The organism is Paenibacillus sp. AR247 (assembly GCF_002968895.1).
Lineage (GTDB): Bacteria > Bacillota > Bacilli > Paenibacillales > Paenibacillaceae > Paenibacillus_AQ > Paenibacillus_AQ favisporus.
Window position 1 is genome coordinate 995,798 of record NZ_PCZT01000009.1, and the last position, 17,322, is coordinate 1,013,119.

At 54.1% G+C, this 17,322-nt stretch carries 23 protein-coding genes; 3 read left to right on the top strand and 20 right to left on the bottom strand.

Annotation, left to right across the window (positions count from 1 at the left end):
- A partial coding sequence (locus CPT76_RS12680) for a gamma-glutamyltransferase family protein (RefSeq protein ID WP_105443179.1) occupies positions 1 to 1,216 on the bottom strand: 1,216 nt, incomplete at its 3' end.
- Positions 1,217 to 1,488: 272 nt separating this feature from the next.
- On the opposite strand from CPT76_RS12680, the gene CPT76_RS37325 reads away from it, so the two are divergent.
- A complete protein-coding gene (locus tag CPT76_RS37325) occupies positions 1,489 to 1,632 on the top strand; it encodes a hypothetical protein (RefSeq protein ID WP_163873822.1) in 144 nt (47 codons plus the stop codon).
- On the opposite strand, the gene CPT76_RS12685 is transcribed toward CPT76_RS37325, so the two are convergent.
- A complete protein-coding gene (locus tag CPT76_RS12685; RefSeq protein WP_105444061.1) occupies positions 1,613 to 2,578 on the bottom strand; it encodes a DMT family transporter in 966 nt (321 codons plus the stop codon). The genes CPT76_RS37325 and CPT76_RS12685 overlap by 20 nt on opposite strands.
- A gap of 123 nt (positions 2,579 to 2,701) precedes the next feature.
- Between CPT76_RS12685 and CPT76_RS12690 the strand changes: the two genes are divergently transcribed.
- On the top strand, positions 2,702 to 4,027 hold the full coding sequence (locus tag CPT76_RS12690; protein WP_105443180.1) for an aminotransferase-like domain-containing protein: 1,326 nt from the start codon (positions 2,702 to 2,704) through the stop codon (positions 4,025 to 4,027).
- On the opposite strand, the gene CPT76_RS12695 is transcribed toward CPT76_RS12690, so the two are convergent.
- From CPT76_RS12695 to CPT76_RS12770, 17 genes are all read right to left on the bottom strand, one after another.
- On the bottom strand, positions 4,024 to 4,848 hold the full coding sequence (locus CPT76_RS12695; protein WP_105443181.1) for an isocitrate lyase/PEP mutase family protein: 825 nt from the start codon (positions 4,846 to 4,848) through the stop codon (positions 4,024 to 4,026). The genes CPT76_RS12690 and CPT76_RS12695 overlap by 4 nt on opposite strands.
- 161 nt (positions 4,849 to 5,009) lie before the next feature.
- Positions 5,010 to 5,243 carry a hypothetical protein gene (locus CPT76_RS12700; protein ID WP_105443182.1) on the bottom strand — a complete coding sequence of 78 codons (234 nt, stop codon included), beginning with the start codon at positions 5,241 to 5,243 and terminating at the stop codon, positions 5,010 to 5,012.
- Entirely contained in the window at positions 5,233 to 5,673 is a 441-nt protein-coding gene (locus CPT76_RS12705) for a hypothetical protein (RefSeq protein WP_105443183.1), read from the bottom strand. Before CPT76_RS12705 ends, CPT76_RS12700 begins: the two co-directional genes overlap by 11 nt.
- Positions 5,666 to 6,709, bottom strand: coding sequence for a discoidin domain-containing protein (locus CPT76_RS12710; RefSeq protein ID WP_181152818.1), 1,044 nt, complete (start codon positions 6,707 to 6,709; stop codon positions 5,666 to 5,668). Before CPT76_RS12710 ends, CPT76_RS12705 begins: the two co-directional genes overlap by 8 nt.
- A 17-nt stretch (positions 6,710 to 6,726) precedes the next feature.
- The gene (locus tag CPT76_RS38345) at positions 6,727 to 6,915 is read right to left on the bottom strand and encodes a hypothetical protein (RefSeq protein ID WP_219845415.1); all 189 of its coding nucleotides are present in this window, start codon (positions 6,913 to 6,915) and stop codon (positions 6,727 to 6,729) included.
- Positions 6,908 to 7,186, bottom strand: a complete 279-nt coding sequence (locus CPT76_RS38350; protein WP_219845416.1) for a putative phage tail protein — start codon at positions 7,184 to 7,186, stop codon at positions 6,908 to 6,910. Before CPT76_RS38350 ends, CPT76_RS38345 begins: the two co-directional genes overlap by 8 nt.
- Positions 7,187 to 7,275: 89 nt before the next feature.
- Entirely contained in the window at positions 7,276 to 8,337 is a 1,062-nt protein-coding gene (locus CPT76_RS12720; protein WP_105443185.1) for a baseplate J/gp47 family protein, read from the bottom strand.
- A 1-nt stretch (position 8,338) separates the two neighbouring features.
- Positions 8,339 to 8,752, bottom strand: a complete 414-nt coding sequence (locus CPT76_RS12725) for a DUF2634 domain-containing protein (protein WP_105443186.1) — start codon at positions 8,750 to 8,752, stop codon at positions 8,339 to 8,341.
- Positions 8,752 to 9,219: a DUF2577 family protein gene (locus CPT76_RS12730; protein WP_105443187.1), complete on the bottom strand. Its 468-nt coding sequence runs from the start codon at positions 9,217 to 9,219 to the stop codon at positions 8,752 to 8,754. The genes CPT76_RS12725 and CPT76_RS12730 overlap by 1 nt, the downstream gene beginning before the upstream one ends.
- 3 nt (positions 9,220 to 9,222) lie before the next feature.
- Positions 9,223 to 10,233, bottom strand: a complete 1,011-nt coding sequence (locus CPT76_RS12735; RefSeq protein ID WP_105443188.1) for an XkdQ/YqbQ family protein — start codon at positions 10,231 to 10,233, stop codon at positions 9,223 to 9,225.
- Positions 10,230 to 10,889 (bottom strand): LysM peptidoglycan-binding domain-containing protein, encoded by a 660-nt coding sequence (locus CPT76_RS12740; RefSeq protein ID WP_105443189.1) that lies wholly within the window; start codon positions 10,887 to 10,889, stop codon positions 10,230 to 10,232. Before CPT76_RS12740 ends, CPT76_RS12735 begins: the two co-directional genes overlap by 4 nt.
- Positions 10,889 to 12,895 carry a phage tail tape measure protein gene (locus tag CPT76_RS12745; protein WP_105443190.1) on the bottom strand — a complete coding sequence of 669 codons (2,007 nt, stop codon included), beginning with the start codon at positions 12,893 to 12,895 and terminating at the stop codon, positions 10,889 to 10,891. The genes CPT76_RS12740 and CPT76_RS12745 overlap by 1 nt, the downstream gene beginning before the upstream one ends.
- Positions 12,896 to 12,938: 43 nt before the next feature.
- Positions 12,939 to 13,157: a hypothetical protein gene (locus CPT76_RS12750; protein WP_219845417.1), complete on the bottom strand. Its 219-nt coding sequence runs from the start codon at positions 13,155 to 13,157 to the stop codon at positions 12,939 to 12,941.
- Positions 13,135 to 13,524 (bottom strand): phage tail assembly chaperone, encoded by a 390-nt coding sequence (locus tag CPT76_RS12755; RefSeq protein WP_105443191.1) that lies wholly within the window; start codon positions 13,522 to 13,524, stop codon positions 13,135 to 13,137. The genes CPT76_RS12750 and CPT76_RS12755 overlap by 23 nt, the downstream gene beginning before the upstream one ends.
- A 138-nt stretch (positions 13,525 to 13,662) precedes the next feature.
- Positions 13,663 to 14,127 carry a phage tail tube protein gene (locus CPT76_RS12760; RefSeq protein ID WP_308737573.1) on the bottom strand — a complete coding sequence of 155 codons (465 nt, stop codon included), beginning with the start codon at positions 14,125 to 14,127 and terminating at the stop codon, positions 13,663 to 13,665.
- Between the two features lie 39 nt (positions 14,128 to 14,166).
- Positions 14,167 to 15,219 carry a phage tail sheath subtilisin-like domain-containing protein gene (locus CPT76_RS12765; protein ID WP_105443193.1) on the bottom strand — a complete coding sequence of 351 codons (1,053 nt, stop codon included), beginning with the start codon at positions 15,217 to 15,219 and terminating at the stop codon, positions 14,167 to 14,169.
- Between the two features lie 18 nt (positions 15,220 to 15,237).
- On the bottom strand, positions 15,238 to 15,687 hold the full coding sequence (locus CPT76_RS12770; RefSeq protein ID WP_105443194.1) for a hypothetical protein: 450 nt from the start codon (positions 15,685 to 15,687) through the stop codon (positions 15,238 to 15,240).
- 278 nt (positions 15,688 to 15,965) lie between these two features.
- Here CPT76_RS12770 and CPT76_RS12775 point away from each other — a divergent pair, with 278 nt between their 5' ends.
- Positions 15,966 to 16,553, top strand: a complete 588-nt coding sequence (locus tag CPT76_RS12775; RefSeq protein ID WP_105443195.1) for a response regulator transcription factor — start codon at positions 15,966 to 15,968, stop codon at positions 16,551 to 16,553.
- On the opposite strand, the gene CPT76_RS12780 is transcribed toward CPT76_RS12775, so the two are convergent.
- Positions 16,540 to 17,322: sensor histidine kinase (locus tag CPT76_RS12780; RefSeq protein WP_181152819.1), on the bottom strand; the 783-nt coding region annotated here is incomplete at its 5' end. The genes CPT76_RS12775 and CPT76_RS12780 overlap by 14 nt on opposite strands.

The window sequence follows — 17,322 nt, forward strand, 5'->3', positions numbered from 1 at the left end:
GGTTGGCATGGTCCTCCTCCAGCGAAAATTCCAGCCCGCGGTTTTGCAGGGCGATCCCCGTACCGGGAACGACGATCCCTGATCCGAAGCCGGTATAGTTGCTCTGAATAAAAGAAACCATGTTGCCTTCTCCATCTGCCGCCGCCAAGTACACCGTTCCGCTTGCGCGCGGCTCACCTGCCGCCGGAACCATCGCTTCACCGCCGATCAGCCCTCTTCGCAGCTCCCCGTACTCTTCCGTCAATAATTCATGAGGATCGACGGACATATGCGCAGCATCCGTTATGTAACGGGCACCGTCTGCAAACGCCAGCTTCATCGCCTCGATCTGACGGTGATATGATTCGGCCGATTCCTGGGACGCCGCCGGAAATCCCTTTAAAATATTGAGCGCAATCAAGGCAATCAAGCCTTGCCCGTTCGGAGGGATTTCCCAAATGTCGTAGCCGCGGTACGGTATCGACATCGGCTTCACCCACTCCGGCTTGAAGGCAGCCAGATCTTCTTCGCTCAAAAAGCCGCCGGATTGGGATATAAATCCGGCGATCCGCTCGGCCAGCTCCCCGCGGTAGAACGCTTCCGCTTCCGTCGAGCCGATCAGGCGGAGCGTCCGCGCATGGTCGGGCGAACGCCACAACTCGCCGGCCGCAGGCGGCCTGCCCCCCGGCGCAAACACGCTCAGCCACGGCGCAAATTCTTCGCCTTCGAGCGTGCTGTAGCGCCGGAAGGCGGCGTGCCAGTTGGCTGCGGCCGTTGGCGATACCGGGTAGCCATCCTCCGCGTAGCGGATGGCCGGCTCCAGCGACTCGGCCAGCGACAGCCGGCCGAACTTGCGCGATAGCTCCGCCCAGGCGGCCGGCGTGCCCGGCACGGTCACCGGAATCGCGCCGTAGCGCGGCATCTCGTGATGCCCCAGCGCTTTCACCGCCTCGATCGAGATCGAGGCCGGCGCCGGGCCGCTGCTGTTCAGCCCGTGCAGCTGGCCTTTCATCCAAACGAGGGCAAAGGCGTCACCGCCGATTCCGTTCGAGCACGGCTCCACTACCGTCAGCGCCGCAGCCGTAGCGATCGCCGCATCGACGGCGTTGCCCCCGCGCTTTAGAATGTCCAAGCCCGCCGCTGAGGCGAGCGCCTGCGAAGTGGCCACCATGCCTTTACTCGCGTAAACCGGCAGCCGGTAGGAAGGATACGGATGATATAGAGGATCAAAGGACATGAATGCTTCAGCCTCCTGATTTCTTCGGTTTTGCCGGTAAACATATCATCCGGTTTTTAAACTGTCAATCATCTTTTCATATGCCACGTGCAGGATTCTGGCGGCGGGACTGCTGTTCTTACTCCCTATTTTCAGTCATATACTGAACCAGAAGAATGAACCAGAACCTTGCGGATCTACGGGCCGCAGCGGCTCCGACTCTTATCAGAAGCGATTCTGATCAGGGTCTTTTTTCATCCCTGCACATCAAAAATTCGAAGGAGTGATCGAGAATGAATATGCTGACCAGATTTCTCCTCTATTTCGGCAAAGGCTTGCTGATCGCGGTCATCGCCGTTCCATTCCTGCTGTTCGTCATTATCGGCAGTTATGAAGACACGACGGCCATTGATGAATTTATGTCCCGCTTTTTTTAGGTAAACCTGCAGGCATTTGGGTCTGCCTTACAAGCTTGGATTCCCAATCCATGCCGATCAGAACCATGCCGGCAATGACAAGCAAGCCCCCTGCCCACTGCGGCCATCCGGCCTGTTCGTGCAGCAGCCACACGGATAGTGTCAGGGAAGTGAACGGCATCATGCCCGAAAAGGCGGCCGCGGTCGAAGCTCTGCAGCGCCGGATGCCGGCATACCAGCAAATAAACGCCAGGGCGGTCACCACAGGACCATACCAGACAAGAGCCAGCCACCCTTGCCATCCCACTTCGGAGAGAGCCGCTAAAGGCTGCTCCGCCAAACAGGGGACCAGGCTGATCAGCCATGCCATCGCGGAGACGAGCGTCGTCTGCACGACAGGATGTATAGCTTCGTGTTTCCCGCTGCTTTGGACTGCCGCTGCGCGGGACAGAACGTTGAACAACGACTCGCAGCCTGCGGCACCCAGAACCAGCATGTTTCCAACCATATGTTCATTGCTGAAACGGCTTTCCGGCATAAACACGCCCTGGATCAGCAATATGCCGCAAACCGTGCCGGCGACGCCTAAAAAATGGGCGGCTTTCATCTTTTCGCGCAGGATCAGTACGGCCAACAACACAGTAATCGCGGGGGTGGCGCCGGTTAATATACCGGCTTCCACTGAGCTTGTACGGGTGAGACCATAAAGCAAAAACATGCGGAACAGCAGGATACCGAACATCGCCTGGCAGAACAGCAGCAGCCACTGCCTGGCAGACAGGACCCGGATCGTTCTCAGCAGCTGCCCCATACAGAACGGCAGCAGGCAAACCAGCGAGAACAAAAGACCCATGGAAGTAATCGTAAACGTTCCAAGCTTACCGTTTACAAACGAAGCCGCCACGACAGAGGTGCCGGCAAGCCCAAATGCACATAGCAGATACACATATCCTTTGATTCGTTCCATTTTCAGCATCATCCCCGGTTCAGTAGTTTCGTTTCCAAAAGGCTGTTACAATCATAGTGGAACAAACTGGTACGTAAAAGGACCAGTTCATCCCGAAATGATACCAACCAGTTGGAGGATGCCATGTGGGGAATCGAGTTGGACCGGAGCTTGGACATTTCATTGAAACGTCAGATTTATCAGAGGTTGAGGGATCAAATGATAAACGGGATTCTGAAGGAGGGCTCGCCCCTCCCTTCGACCCGTGAATTGGCCCAGACGCTGGCCGTGTCACGGAATACCGTGAATGAAGCGTATGACATGCTGATCGCCGAAGGGTACGCAGAAAGCAGGCAGGGGGCGCCTACCCGGGTTGTTGGAGGCTTAATTCTGGATCAAGCGAAGCAGAGCGCATTCCAGCAGCATCAAGAAACGATCCCTGTTCCTTCCTTACGGGCGGACTTCAAAACAGGCCAGCCCGATCTGCGCCAATTTCCGCGTTATGCTTGGCAGCGGGTATTCCAGAAAGCCTTGGGCGAAATGCCGGTGGAGCTTCTGGGGTATGGCGGCCCTCAAGGCCTGGTACAGCTGCGCGAAGAGATTGCCGCCTGGCTTTTGCGCAGCAAAGGACTGACCGTTGACGCCGGTGATATTTATATTACCGCTGGCGCCACGCAGGCGCTTCACTTGGTTGCCGACCTGCTCCATACGGACCATCCGGAAATGTTGGCCGAGGATCCCTGTAATATCGAGATGATCCAGACTTTTATTCAAAAAGGATACACGGTGACGCCGGTTCCCGTCGATGCCCATGGGATTCAAACCAATGCCTTATCCCTGGATCACCACGGGCCGATATACGTTACACCGTCGCATCAATTTCCTCTTGGGGGTATTTTGCCTGCAGCAAGGCGAGCCGAGCTGATCCGCTTTGCGCGCCGCTGCGGCAGCTACGTCATTGAGGACGACTATGACAGCGAATACAGATACCGGATCGGGTATGTTCTTGTTCCCCGCGAGCTGCAAAGCCGCTGGAGAAGGCTGCGCACCTATACTGACGTGCAAAATCCGCCATTTGAACAAGCGGCGCTGGCCGAGTTTTTGCGTACCCGCAAATTCGACCGGCATATCGCAAGGATGAAGAAGCTGTACAGAGAACGGCGCCAGGCTCTCCTCGATGCGCTGGCGGACTGTTTTGGAGAGCAATGGCGTCCATGGGGCGATGCGGCAGGGCTGCATTTGGCCGTTGAGTTTGCCGGCATGGCATTCGATGATTCGTTTCGGGATCATGCACGCCGGAGCGGGATACTCACGGTCCCCGTGGAGCATCACTGCATCCGGAAAGGTAGGCACACCGACAAGCTCCTGCTTGGCTACGGTCATCTGGAACCCGGTGAAATCCGCTATAGCGTTCAATATCTTCAGCAGTTTGCAGCGGAGTATTTTAAGGAACATGCGCGTCATCGTTAGAGCTGCAATAAATCATCATACGTGAGGACATTCGATGTCATTCGCTCAAACGAGCCGTGTTCCAGCATGTCGCTTCCGATCCGGTGGAGCATCGATATCACGGCGCGGAAAGGGCCGGAGCCGGTGCTGATCCGTTCAATCCCCAGCGACTGCAGCTCATGAAGGGACGGCATGCCGGCACCGGCCAATAGGTTGACCGGACCACCGATTTCTTTCCGGAGGATGCGGATCGCAGCAATATCTGTAACGCCTGGCACAAAGACGCCGTCGGCCCCTGCTTCTCTGTAAGCCTTAGTTCGTTTAAGCGTTTCCTCCAGCATGTCCGCCGGCGTTCCCTTTCGAATCCAATAAGGATCCGTCCGGGCATTAATAAACACCGGGATGTCCAACCGGTTTATGGACTGCCGGGTGGCGGCTATTTTCTTCTGCTGGTCAGAGATATCACACAGCCCGTCTCGGGGATTCATCCTGCTGTCTTCCAGGTTGATCCCTACTGCGCCTGATTCGATCACTTGTCTAACCGAATTCGCGACTTCTTCCGGCGTCGATCCATACCCGTCTTCCATATCTACGGTAACCGGGATGCTCACGGCCTGAACGATCTCCCGGACCGCGGCTAACATCGTGTCAAACGGCATGCTCCGGTCCGTGTAACCATGGGCGGCGGCAATGCCTGCGCTGGTCGTGCCTACGGCTTTGAATCCGCACTGCTCGAAGACCTTGGCGCTTGCCGCATCCCAAGCGTTGGGCAAAAGGAAGGTCTGCGTATGAAGCTTTTTGAAATCGATTGCTTTGCGGATGTGCTTCTCAATATCCACCATTCACCCATCCTTTCTTCTTTGACTATTTTATCAACCTGACTCCATGATAAACCGGTAACCCTTTGATCATCATCGAAATATGGAATGCATTAACCGGAAGGCCTTCACTACATAACGAAGACCTCTATCCGCCGCTCTGTGCGGAAAGATAGAGGTCAGAATCAGTTCAACGGCTTTCCCCTTGCATACTGCTCCATCCGTTGTTCCAGTATAGACTGCTTCTCCAAGATATCCGAAAGCAATTCGTATAGCATGTCATTGGTGACTTCCAATTTCTTCAGACTACGCTTGCTTCTCCCTTCATGGCGGACTTGAATCTCTTCCGACTTGACCCGAAGCGGGTCCTTTGGGATGTGAAAATGGGTCTTTGAAGACACTGCCTTCTTAGCCGGCATCGGTAACCACCACCTTCAGCTCTACATTTCGGTCCAATCCGTGTGTTTTCAAGACGAACGCGCCGGGCTCTTCACTGGTAACGGTAATGTTAACCACACCTTTTTCCGCTTTCACAGGCTGCCGCACTCCGTTCAGCTCCACCTGGATCACTTCATTGTAATTGTCCAGTACGTTGCCCTCCCAATCATTCACAATGATCCGGGCAGTCAGGGTATCCTCGCCTGTAGCCGCAATGGCGGATTTATCCGCTTCGATCCGCGCAAAGGTTCCTTGGAACTTACCTTCAACGAAGCGGGTAAACAGGAGACGCCGATCTTGATATTGCTCGAAGGTAATCGGGATCATAAGCGGAGAATCCACAACGCCGGCCAATTCGCTGACCGCAAACACCTTGCCTTCCCCATCCAATTCCGCGTAATAATTAGGCAAATTCGATCACCTCCCAGGAAATTTCCGCATATGCCTCGTAAAATCCGTCCATGAAATTAAATTTGACCTTGTTGTTTCCCACAAGGGTTGCACATACCGAGCCGTCCATCATCGGCGAGGTTTGAAACCAATGCGACAAGCCGGATGTGGTGATGTTAACAAAGCTTTTTTGCGGATTAACTGCCGTGATAGTCACTTCTTTAACCAATGAGCCGTTTCCATTCGGATAGAAAAAAGAAATATTCGTCGTTCCGCGCTGTACGCTTTTTATTCCCACGCCCTTCCACCCCGATCCGTCATGAAATTTCAATATACCGTTTTCGACCTTAAAATCGGGACTGCTCTCCGGACAAGCCCTGCTGAGCACACCGAAACCGGCGATGATCGTATTGCCCGAGCTGTCTGGAGCGGTCACCGTTAACCGGACGTAAGAACCGGCTGCCGCTTGATCAAAGGGATGATACCTTGGGAATTCGTCCGTTACGCTGCGCGAATAGGTGTAAACCTTTCTCCAATTGGTGTTGTCGCTGCTGGTTTCGATATAGAAGCTGACGGGATCCGCGTTCCAACCCTTTTCAAAAGAAACGCCTTCGATATCCGAATATTCGTCGCCCAGCATCACTGTCATGGATTGAGGAAACTTGTTATAGGCTGAATATAAAGCCCAAAAATGTTCGCCTGATTGGAAATACGGTACCGTCGGCAGCCCGCTGAGCTGTCCTGCAGTAACCGTAACCGGCTTGTATTTGGCAGCATTCCCGCTGATCCGGCCGGACTTCAGATGCCTGCGGCACAATGTGTAGCGTGCCACTTTGTCTCCAGTGACAGCTGTGGATGCGATCTTATCACCTGTAACAGCGCCATCGGCGATGCCTTCGCTGCCGATGCGCGGCGCATCCCCTGCTTTTCCCGTATGCCGGTGCCCGCCTGTTCCGTGAAACAGCGCATCGGTCGCTTCAATATTTTCATTTTGCGCGATCCTCCTGACCGTATCCGAAGGCTCGAACGTTCGCAGTCCGCTTGGCAGTTTTGCCATGTCTACTCCCCCTACATTTACAGCTTCAGTCCTGAATGATCCGGCTTCCAGACCTCCAGTTCGTCCCATGTCATTCCAAGCGCTTCAAGCTCCTCCCAGGATAAATCCGCGGCATCCAATTCCTCCCACCTCAAGTAGGTGAACTGGAAGTTCAGCTGCAGATGTGCCGGGACGATCTCCCGCAGCGCCTTCTGGACGTCATTCAAATTCGGCGGCACACCGCGCTTGCCAATAGAAGTTTTCCTGAATGTCGACTTCTCCGTTTTCAAACGAGTCGACGACGCTGCGAATCACAGCCAGCGTGACCGTTCCGGCACCGCGCAGCTTCGTCTTGATCACGGAGCGCCGTTGGTCGTCGGGTTTGCCCGGCGTTTGAGGAATGCCGCAAATGTTCTCCCATGTTTCGAGCCCCCATGTCGCCGTATCGATAAAAAACTGTTTGAGGACGTCTTGAATGCCTTCATGCAGGCGGTTCAACTCATCCGCTTCACGCCGTCGTCAGATTACCGACGATCCGGGAATCCGAATAATATTTGGGGAGATACTCGAGCATATCCGATGAAATGTTACGTAACAACGAAATTCACCGTCCCTGCCACAGCAACCTGCTCCTCGGCGAGCTCCAGATTCCCGGAAGTTCCGTTGATTGTTAGCTGGCTGAAATCCAATACTTCTTCAACGTCCAGCAGCAAACCAAACACCCGGTTATATGGAACCAGCGTTTGGTGAAAAGCAAGACCCGCCAGAAATGCCGCCAGCTGCCGCTGAAATTTGGTTCTTACGTCTTCAAGCACCGCACCCGGCATCAGCTTGATCGCCGCCGACACATCAATCTTTACCTCCACCGCAGGGGACACCGTGACCTGAGCTCCAACCGGACGCCGTTCTTCCACGGCCGCACGCACACGCTCGATAATGGTGGGGACTGGGGCCCGTTTGTCGTCGGACAAAACGGACAGTTTGACTGTCCCGCCCCCGTTCCATACCGGGAATACTTTGACGTCGCCCACGCCTGGAACTTCGAGAGCCCATTCCCGATAATGCCACGCATTGCCGCTCGTCGCCGGCCTTCTGACCCGGTCGAAATACCGTCCAAGAAGCGATTCGTCCGACTCCGTGTCAGCTCCATTGACGAAAGGCAGTAGATTGGTCACCGTCAGGACGCCGGATAAATTGCCACGTACTAACGTAATTCGGCCTGCAGCCACATTCCCACTCCTGCCTCCCACGGCCGCGGCCGCTTTCACGACAGCGCTCCCCTGCTTGATGGTCGCCTCATCGACCGTGACGAACACTACCGGATCCTCGTCTTCCGTCGAGACGGCGGTTCCCCGTGGAATCACGATATGGTCGTCACCCTTAAAGCGAAGCTCGCCTTCCGCCTTCACGCTCGGCCGGCGAGCCAGGCCAAATTCGGCGGCCCGGAGATCCAGAAACTCGGAGGGCTGCTGCGGGCCGGCAAAGCCAAACTTCAGCACATTGTCGAGTTCAATATAGGCATGCGCCAGCTCGATGGCCGCTGGCGACAGCAGGTCATACGTAACCGAACCTTGGCGTTTGTCGAGATCGGCAGGCGAAGCATCCAGCATCCGCTGCAAGATGGCCCCTTTCGTCTGCTGTTCATACATATCAGATCGTCACCTCCTGTTCTAAGATCCCTTCGCTGGTCCGTACGGTAAATGTCACAAACAATCGGTCACCGTCACGCACGATGGCAAACTGCTCCACCGTTGTGACACGGTCATCCGCTAAAATCGCCTCGGTAATTACTCTCGTAATTTCGCTCTTCAGCAGCTGATGGGAAATATCCTGGCCCAGCAAACTTTCAAGCTCGCAGCCGTACTGACTGTCGTAAATAAGATATCGGTACCTTGCCGTGAGAATGGCCTTCCGGATCCATTGTCGAAGCGCCTCCTGCCCGTCGATGATCCGCCCGCCGACCTCTCCTGTATCAAAATTAAGGCTATAAGTCCGCGACGGTGCAGAGAGATGCTTCACTTCAACAAATCGCTCCTCGCGGTTGCGCAATGGTGATAGTGCCATCAGTACATCACCGCCCGGTCTAAAATAATATAAATTTGTCCTTGCTGTATCCCTGCCACGACCACGCGGTCGCCTTCCTCCAGTTCGTCGATAAATTCCAGCTCGGCTTCCTCGGTGGAGAAATCGGCAGAAGACACATTTATTCCGGTAAACGATATTTTGCCTTGGCCCACAAACACAGCGCCAGGATCGAAGTTGAAAGGAGGTACCTCCGGATTCAGGTTCGTTGCAGAAACTTTCGTCTTGCCTTCACTCTTCAGATTCACTTTTCGCTTATACTTGGTTAGGGACTGGGCCACGATGAGATCATCTTTTTCCAGCTCGACATTCATGTGGTCGACTTTGATTTTGAGCTCGGGAGGCGCAGCCGTCACGGTCGCAAGTTCAATGGACATATCGGAATTGTATCCGATCGCACGAATCAGCTGCACAAGCTGGCTGGCTCCCGATCCTTCGATTCGTTCCATCGTTTAGCCTCCCTTCGCTTCCTTGTATTCCATCTTGGGGATGTCGTCAGTCGCCGACAACGTGAGTGACATCGTATGGTTGCCCCGTTCGAACCGATGATCGTCCGCAGACACGTAATAACCTCCCAGGATGCCGGTGACGGTTTCCTTTACGTATACGCAGGAACCCGAAATTACCTCAGGGATACCCAGACAATCGATCCGGGCCTGGTCCTCAATGGTGCCCAAATCGGCAAGGAGCTGCTTCGCCCGCTGCTCCATTTGGGATTTGGTCATGCTTTGTTCGGGCTTTTCCAAGTGCTGCATGACACCGAACCTCCGTATTAGTTCCCCATCCTTGGCTGCAGCCGATATTTCTTTTTTGGCTGCATCCCCTCCAACCACTTTAATTTGGGTCTTAGTCTCTTCGATGGATTGGGAATAACTCGCGTCCAGCACATTTACCCCGTTTTCCAGCACCCATTTGACCGGCTGCTCTTTACGGGCAAGCAGCTGGAGTTTGCCCTCCCGTGATGTCAGATGATACCACTCCCCGTTTTGTTTCTGGGACTCGGTTAGCGACATGACCATCATCTCAAACAAAGTTTTGTCGCGGAACACGAGCTTAGGGATTACATAACCGGTATCCTGGATTTCACCGATTGAAATTGAAAATTCGCCGCACAGTTTCTTGATCACAGAGGAAGCGGTCATGTTCCGAAATATTTTGGTGTCCTTGCTTTTGGTCAGGTAAATGTTCTCATCATACGCTGTCAGCGTCATCTGTCCTTTAGAATTGAGCTGATCCGCAAACAGCACACCCCGGAACAATTCCAGCTTCTCATCCCAGATCAGGCGAAGCTCGCCGCCCTTCTTGTAGGTCATGTATATCTCCCGCTGATCACCGGTGTTGGACAACTCCACAACCAGCTTGCGGGCAGCCTGCTTAATATCGCCGGACCAGCTGACCGATTTGACGATCGGGTCCAAATGCACGTTCTGTTGGTCATCTTGGTACTCCACGCTCCAGCTCATGATGGAATCACCAGCTTCTGGCCTGGGACAATCCGGTTTGGATTTTTTCCTATTACCGTTTCATTTGCCGCATAAATCTCTCTCCACCGATCCCCGTTTCCCAGCGTTCTTTGGGATATTTTCCACAGGGTATCGCCGGGAACAACAACGTACGCTGCGGGTCTGACTCTGGCATCTGGACGCTGTTCTCCTGAAATGATCGTTGCTTGACCCGAACCGGTGGTTTCAACCTGACGGAACCGGACTTCGGCATACTCTTTTAACTCCAGCTCGTAAAAGACGTCCCCTGGATTACCTGCTCGTTCCGTGTATTGGAATGAACGAATGGTAACCAGCCCTTTGATTTTCGTCCCCGTTATATCCAGCCGTACAGGGCGCCGGCTTTTGATCCATTTCTCGATCATCTCCACCGTTTCCCAGGGATCGTGGATATCTTCGTACTCGCAGAACCCAGGGTGGTAATCGCGTGGAAAGAAGGAGGCTAGCGAATATTCTTTAAGCAGCGCCTCACCGATGACCGTATATTCCCCCAGCTGCGTGACCTGGACATCCTCATAACCATGCGAGGTTTTGACCGATATTTGCTCAGGATTTACAGGCAGCTGCAGCCATTCCGTCTCATCCATCGTTTTCAGCCAAAATTCCAATGATGCCATTAGGCCATCAAACCTCCTGCTGCTTTGATTTCCCTGGCAAGTGCCCGTGCAATCGCATCGATGTCCGACTCTTGGCGAACATGAAAAGTGTTGCCTGTGATAGATATCGGCCCGCTTACGGCAGATCCGCCGGTGAATTCGCGGTTTTCGCTGGCCGTCATAATTCGTTCCCCTTTATGAAGCCTAGCGATCATCCCGTCATATGGCACATAATCCATACCATGATAATGTCCAGGAATAGGTCCGCCGTTTGCGGTGATCTGACCCGCACTTTTCCGGTTTACATCGATGGAGACTTTTTTCTCCTCATCTCCAAAACCAAAAAACGACCCGATGGCATTGGCTACTTTTGTGACGGACTCCATAATCGCATCCATATGGTATTTGAACAGATACGCTAGCCCCGCGACGGCAGCGCCGACGAGCAAAACCGTAGCGATGATCGGCAGGAACGGCGCGACTAATGCCCACCCGGCCACTGCCGAGGCCCACAACGCAGGGGCGAACACGCCGAGAAGCAGAGCTGCCATCGAACCGATGGTGGCCAGCACGATGTCCGAATCTCTGGCAAGTACTTCGATCACGGAAGCCATCGCTTCACCAAATGGAAGAAGTGCCTCCCCAAGCGGGGCCAGGGCAATCGTAATCCGGTTCTGAAGCTGATCCCATTGATCTCCGAACGTTTTCACCTGACCGGATTGCTGTTGGATGGCTCCATTGGCCGAATTCATTGCGGCAATAACGCCTGCAAACTCTACTTGCCCGCCCCGGAGGGCTGTTACCAAATCAGAACCGGCCTTTTCGCCGAAATATTTGGTGGCGATGCTAGCCGCATCCGCCGCCGTCGCGGCATCCTTGATGTCGCTCGCGATCTTCGCGATCCCGCCGCTGGGGAGATCTTTCTTCAAAGCGTCCTGTATGGGCGTGAGCCCTTGGGCCTGCCACTGGGTGAGAAGAGCCATCGACTGGCCAAATCCGAGGCCCATCGTCTTGAGCGGTGCACCGATCTGGGTCATGTTTTTCAACAAATCTCCCATCCCTACACCACTTGCCCGGCTGGCTGCGTAGAACTGGTCCATCATAAAGGTTCCTTCATTCGCCTTCTTGCCCCAAACATCCATCACTTTCGCGGCCGATTCCGCCGCTTCCCCACTGCCCGCTCCGGCTAACCTGGAGGCGTCAAGCACCGCTTTGGACATGGCCTCCAGCTGAGAGCCCGACATTTTCGCCTTTCCGCTGAGGGTTCCCATCACTTTTGCGACCTCGTTCAGGTTCTGCGGCACCTGACCACCTACTTTCTTCAGCGATTCCGTCAGTCCCTGGATTTGACCGGGCCCCGCACCTGAGGAAGCGCGCAGCGTGCCCATGGCGGTACTGAACACCTTAGCCGCTTCGAAAGATTTGTCTTTTAGAGCACCGAGCATGCTGCTGGCTGTACCCGTGACCGTAGAGAGCATCTTCATCTGCTTCTCTGAATCCTGGATCGGGCTTGATCCGACGATCTTCTGCAGCCGCTTGATCCCTTTCTTCTTCGGAATCGGCGTGCCGTACAAATAATTCGCCCTTTCCGCGGCGGCATCTTCATCCGCTTCCTTCTGATCGGCTGCTGCTTTCATGGCTTTTACTTTGCTCCAGACCGCAGCAAACGGTTTGGCTGCCGTCCTGGCACCAACCGAGATTCCCTTGGACACTCCCTGGCCAATTTTCGAGAATGCCCCGGAAATTCCGCTGTAGATCGTCGATGCCGCTCCGGAGACCCCTTTCGTCACCGTCGTGACCGCGTCGCCAGCTGCCATTTTGACGGCAAACAGCTGCCTCGTGACCTGAGCGCTCAAGTCGCCTGCCTTCCACATTTCCTCGCTCATTTGGGCGATTCCGTTAAACTGCTCCAGGCTGATCGTCGTCGTCTGCAGCTGTTTCATCATTTTGTTATATTGCTTGAGGCTGTTCATGCTTTTACCCGAAATCTGAACGCCGCCTCCGCTGTTGTTCGAAGACGAAGCCAATCGTCCCCACCTCCCCGCTTACCGTATATACCGGTCAAAGGTCCTACGGTGTTTTCCTGCGGGCAGCCCTTGCTTCTTCCCGCCGTATCTTCTCCTCTTCCTCGAGCTGCAGCATCATGGAAGCATACATAAACCGCTTCGTCCCTTCGTCCTTGTTAAATACCTCGTCAGGCGGAAGATGATGCCGCTGAAAGATCAGATGCAGCAGAAAAGCCTCGCCGCCCGCCTTAATCAGTTTTTTATTCATCTTCATCACTGTCAAAACCGCTGATCTCCAGAATTTCGGAGGACAGCTTTGCAATCTCGCCGGCCAGCAGTACTCCCAAAATCGCTTCCGTTGGCGACCCGTATTTGTCGATAAGCTCTCTGGCGCTCCAGTCCGGAATCAGACAGGCCCGTTGAATCACAAGGGCGCCGAACTGTTCCTCGTCGAGTACTTTTTCCCGTTTTGCTCCTTTGCCGGTATAATGCGTGCACTGTTCCTGGATTTTATGAATCGTTTTCCCGTCCAGCGCCTGGATTTGGAAGTCCACCCCAAGCCTTTTCATCGGGATGTCACGCTTAGGCTTGCTGTCCGCGCTGAGCAGCGCCTGCAGCACGCTGATTTGTCGGTTATCCGTTATCGTCACGGTTCATACATCTCCTTTATATATCGTTGTATATGTTTCCGCAGCGGGTGAAGCCGAGAGCCCTGCGGCGTGTAGATGGCCCGCCTTCTTCGCCAGGTCCCTTCCGGCTTCGTGTCTCCACCGCATTCCGAGCAGGTTTTACTCAGCCGTTATTTTGTCAAGAAGCTCATAGCCTGTGAAATTAAAGGGAAGCTCCTCCTCCACAATGGCTCCGACTTCAAAATGCATCAGCGGAATTTTATCGAATGTTACGCCTTTGAGCCGAACTCGGTATGCTCCATACGATTCGGGATCCTCCAGCTTAAGGATCAGCTCGGTAATGAACGTGCCTTGGCTGTCATCGGCGATCCTGAACGTGCCTTGGCTGTCATCGGCGATCCTGCCGATCCGTTCGACGAACTCGGAAGTCACCTTGTAACCGGAAATGGTGCCTGTTCCGCTAAGTCCGGTCACCTTGTGCGCCGTCCAGCGGGTTCCTGCCCTTTTAATCTCTTCTTTCGTAATTTCGACGTTTGCCTCGGCTGATTTGATGTTGGTCAGCCAGGTTCCATCATGGTACACATATCCGTAAGTCCCGTTAATCACGCGGGTCGAATCCAGCACAATAATCCCTCCCAGGTCAATTTAAGCATTTATCGATGTCTACACCTTAATCGTTAAGAAAATCCGCTCCATACTATCAATTTCCGTAAATCCGATCAGAAGAAAAACGCTGTCTCCTTCGGAATGGCGGTCCGGATCCAGGGTGACGACAATATCGGTCAGCACATTGTTCAGTTCCAGACGCTCCAGATAGGCTTTCACGGCAGAGATCAGTGCAGCCTGACCGTCCGCATTGTTATCGAGCCTGCCAATATAAGCCTCGGCCGCTGCTTTTGGAATATCGGTCGAGATCGCCTGGCGTGCGCGCATGGCCCTGATTTTTTTCTTGCCTGTCACGAGCCCCTGTTCAACTTTCACTTTCTCCCCGTCATGGACAAGAACCAGCGATCCCTTCTGCAGCGATGCATTGATTTCGCTGTTTTTAAGGCGTTTGACGACATCCGTCGCTATGACCGGCGTATATGTTATCGATTTGTTGATGCCTGTTCCGGCGATCAGTCCGGCAATGTATGGGGCATAGCGGGCCGAGCTGTACGCCGTTCCGCCAATCTCAACGCCTGTAATCAAGTTCACCGCGTATTCGTCGGCGAGGTCCGTACTGCGCTTGTTCCCCACTGCCGGATCCAGATCATCTTCGAGTGACCCTCCGAACACGGTCATAAAATGCTTTCCTTCGTCTTCCCGGTTATCCTTGCACCACAGCTGGGCTGCTTTGCGCTCTTCGGCAGGAACTTCATCCGGATACACAAACACGTTAAACGGCCGTGATCCGAAGACGTCCCGAATGGATGTGTATACAGCCGGCGTGACGTTCCCCTCTACCGGAGGCACCGTATATACCAATACTTCTTTGGCACCGCCCTGCAAAATCAGCCGGATTGGGCCCACCGCTTCCGCACCGAACAGCTGAATGGCTTCAGCCTCTTTCTCAATCGTGTAAAATTTACCCGCTTCGGCTCCTGCATATTGGAACAGCGGAAGGGCGACCGTTCCGCGAGCCCCGCCTTTGATTTGCGCGGCAGCCGCCTCCACAAAGTTAATGTACAGCCCCGGCCTTACCGGTAAACTGATCGGATCCCATGCTCCACCCATTTTCTACATGCCACCTTCCTATAAATTGTTTGTGCGTACCTCGATACGTCTTACTTTCTCAAACATCGGGCCGGCCACAGATTCCCGTGACTGGATTTGTATCGTTCCAGGGCATCGAAACACCCCGTTATCCAGCTTTTCGGGCGCGGTCAGCGTCATCGTGTCGATTCTAAACTGGGATGGCCCAGCTTCCGGGGGAGCAGCCGGATATTCATTCATCAAAAACCGGCTTAAGGCTTCCATTGCCTGTACCGCCTGCTCCGCATCACGGCCAATCCCCTGGATCACATACTCCCGGTCGACCAACGTGTGATCCCGGTTCACCGCTTTCCTCGTTTCCTGTTTGAACAGAACAGTAAAATCGCCCGGCGATGCTGCGGCAGGCTCCTGATACCGGTGGATCCCCGCTCCCGGAAATTTGTCCAAAATCAGTTCCGACATCCGGTTGATACTCTCGCTTACCGACACACAATTTCACCTCTTCCGAACCGTACCAGGCATGCAGCATAGCGCCTGGAATCCTTCATCAAGCATATATCCTTTTTCAAACCATCCGTTCCCCACTTCCTTCTGCCAGCTTCTGCACGGGTTCTTCGACCCGCTGCATTTCGGATTATAGACGGACGGAGCGCATGACGAACAGGATGAACTTTCTTCACCTGGGGGTGAGAAGAATTCATCCTCCTGCGTTCATATATGATCTGCTATACTGGATGCAATTGTAATCTTCTGTAAGGGGGTTTGAAATGGAGCAGATTCGAGTGATGCTGGTCGAAGACGACCCTTTTTGGAGGGATCACATCAGCAGCGATTTGTCCGATGAGCCTGATATTGAGATGATTGCCGCCTGCGCAACCAAAGAAGATGCCATCGAGACCGCTGCAAAATCAAGGATCGACATCGTTCTGATGGACATCAATCTGACCGGCAACAACCTGGACGGGCTGGAAGCGGCCGAGCTTATTTTGCGCCTGCCCGGGAACGAACCGGTGAAGATCATCATGCTCACCTCCATTACGGAAGCGGAAGTCGTCATGAAATCTTTTCGGCTTGGCGCGCTGAATTATATCAATAAGTCGAGTTATCAGGATATCGTTCATGCGATTAGGGAAGCGCATCATGGCCGGGCAGCGATTCATTCCGATGCCGCCCGGATCATGCGGAGCGAGGTTCAGCTCATGGAACTCACGCCCATGGAGAGAGAAGTGTTTGATCTGAGGAAGAACGGATTAAGCAAGCGGGAAATTTCCGAGAAGCTGCACAAATCGACGAATACGATCAAGTCGCAGCTGCGCAGCATCAAAAACAAACTGACCCATTTTAAAATGGACTAACCTGGTCAAGCGTCCGGGAATCTGCTTGCCGTTTGAATGCAGGCGACAATGGCTTGAACCTGGCGTAAGGAAAATGCAGAACGATCGTCGTTCCCTTCCCGGGTTCGCTTGCGGCAACGGATAACCTCCCGCCATGTTTGGACATGACGCTGGTGCAATAGGACAGACCCAGCCCATAGTTCAGAGCATGCTTCTTTGTCGTAAAGAACGGCTCGAATATTTTGGCCAGATGTTCGGGAGGAATGCCTGCGCCGTTATCCTGTACGGTAATCCGGAACTCCCGTCTGGTCGAAGCCGTATGGAGCTCAATGCCTCCGCCGGAGGCAGGCAGCGCGTCAAGCGCGTTGCGGATCAGGTTGGACAGCGTCTCCGCGACGTGAACCGAATCGCAGTATAGCCGCCCTTCTGCGTCGTAACTTGCGGTTATCGTGGCCGGATGGCGCTCAATCAGCGAGCCGGCGGACGCGACGACGGAGTCGATCAGCTGCCGGATATCGTGCTCCCCCTCCTGCAGGACGACGTCCTCCGCTTTATCCTTGATCCGGTTGACCATGTGCAGCAAATGGGCTGTTAAGCCATGCACCTGGGCGATCGTATGCGCCGCCTTATCCGATTGTCCCGATTCCAGCAGAACCCGGCTTTTCTCTGCCAAATAATCGATTTTCTGGATTTCGTTCTTGATGGAATGGTTCAGGATGGAGACGCCCATGGTCAGCGTCCGGATGGAATAGTCAATGCGCTCCCGTTCGATTCGCAGCTTGATGCCGAG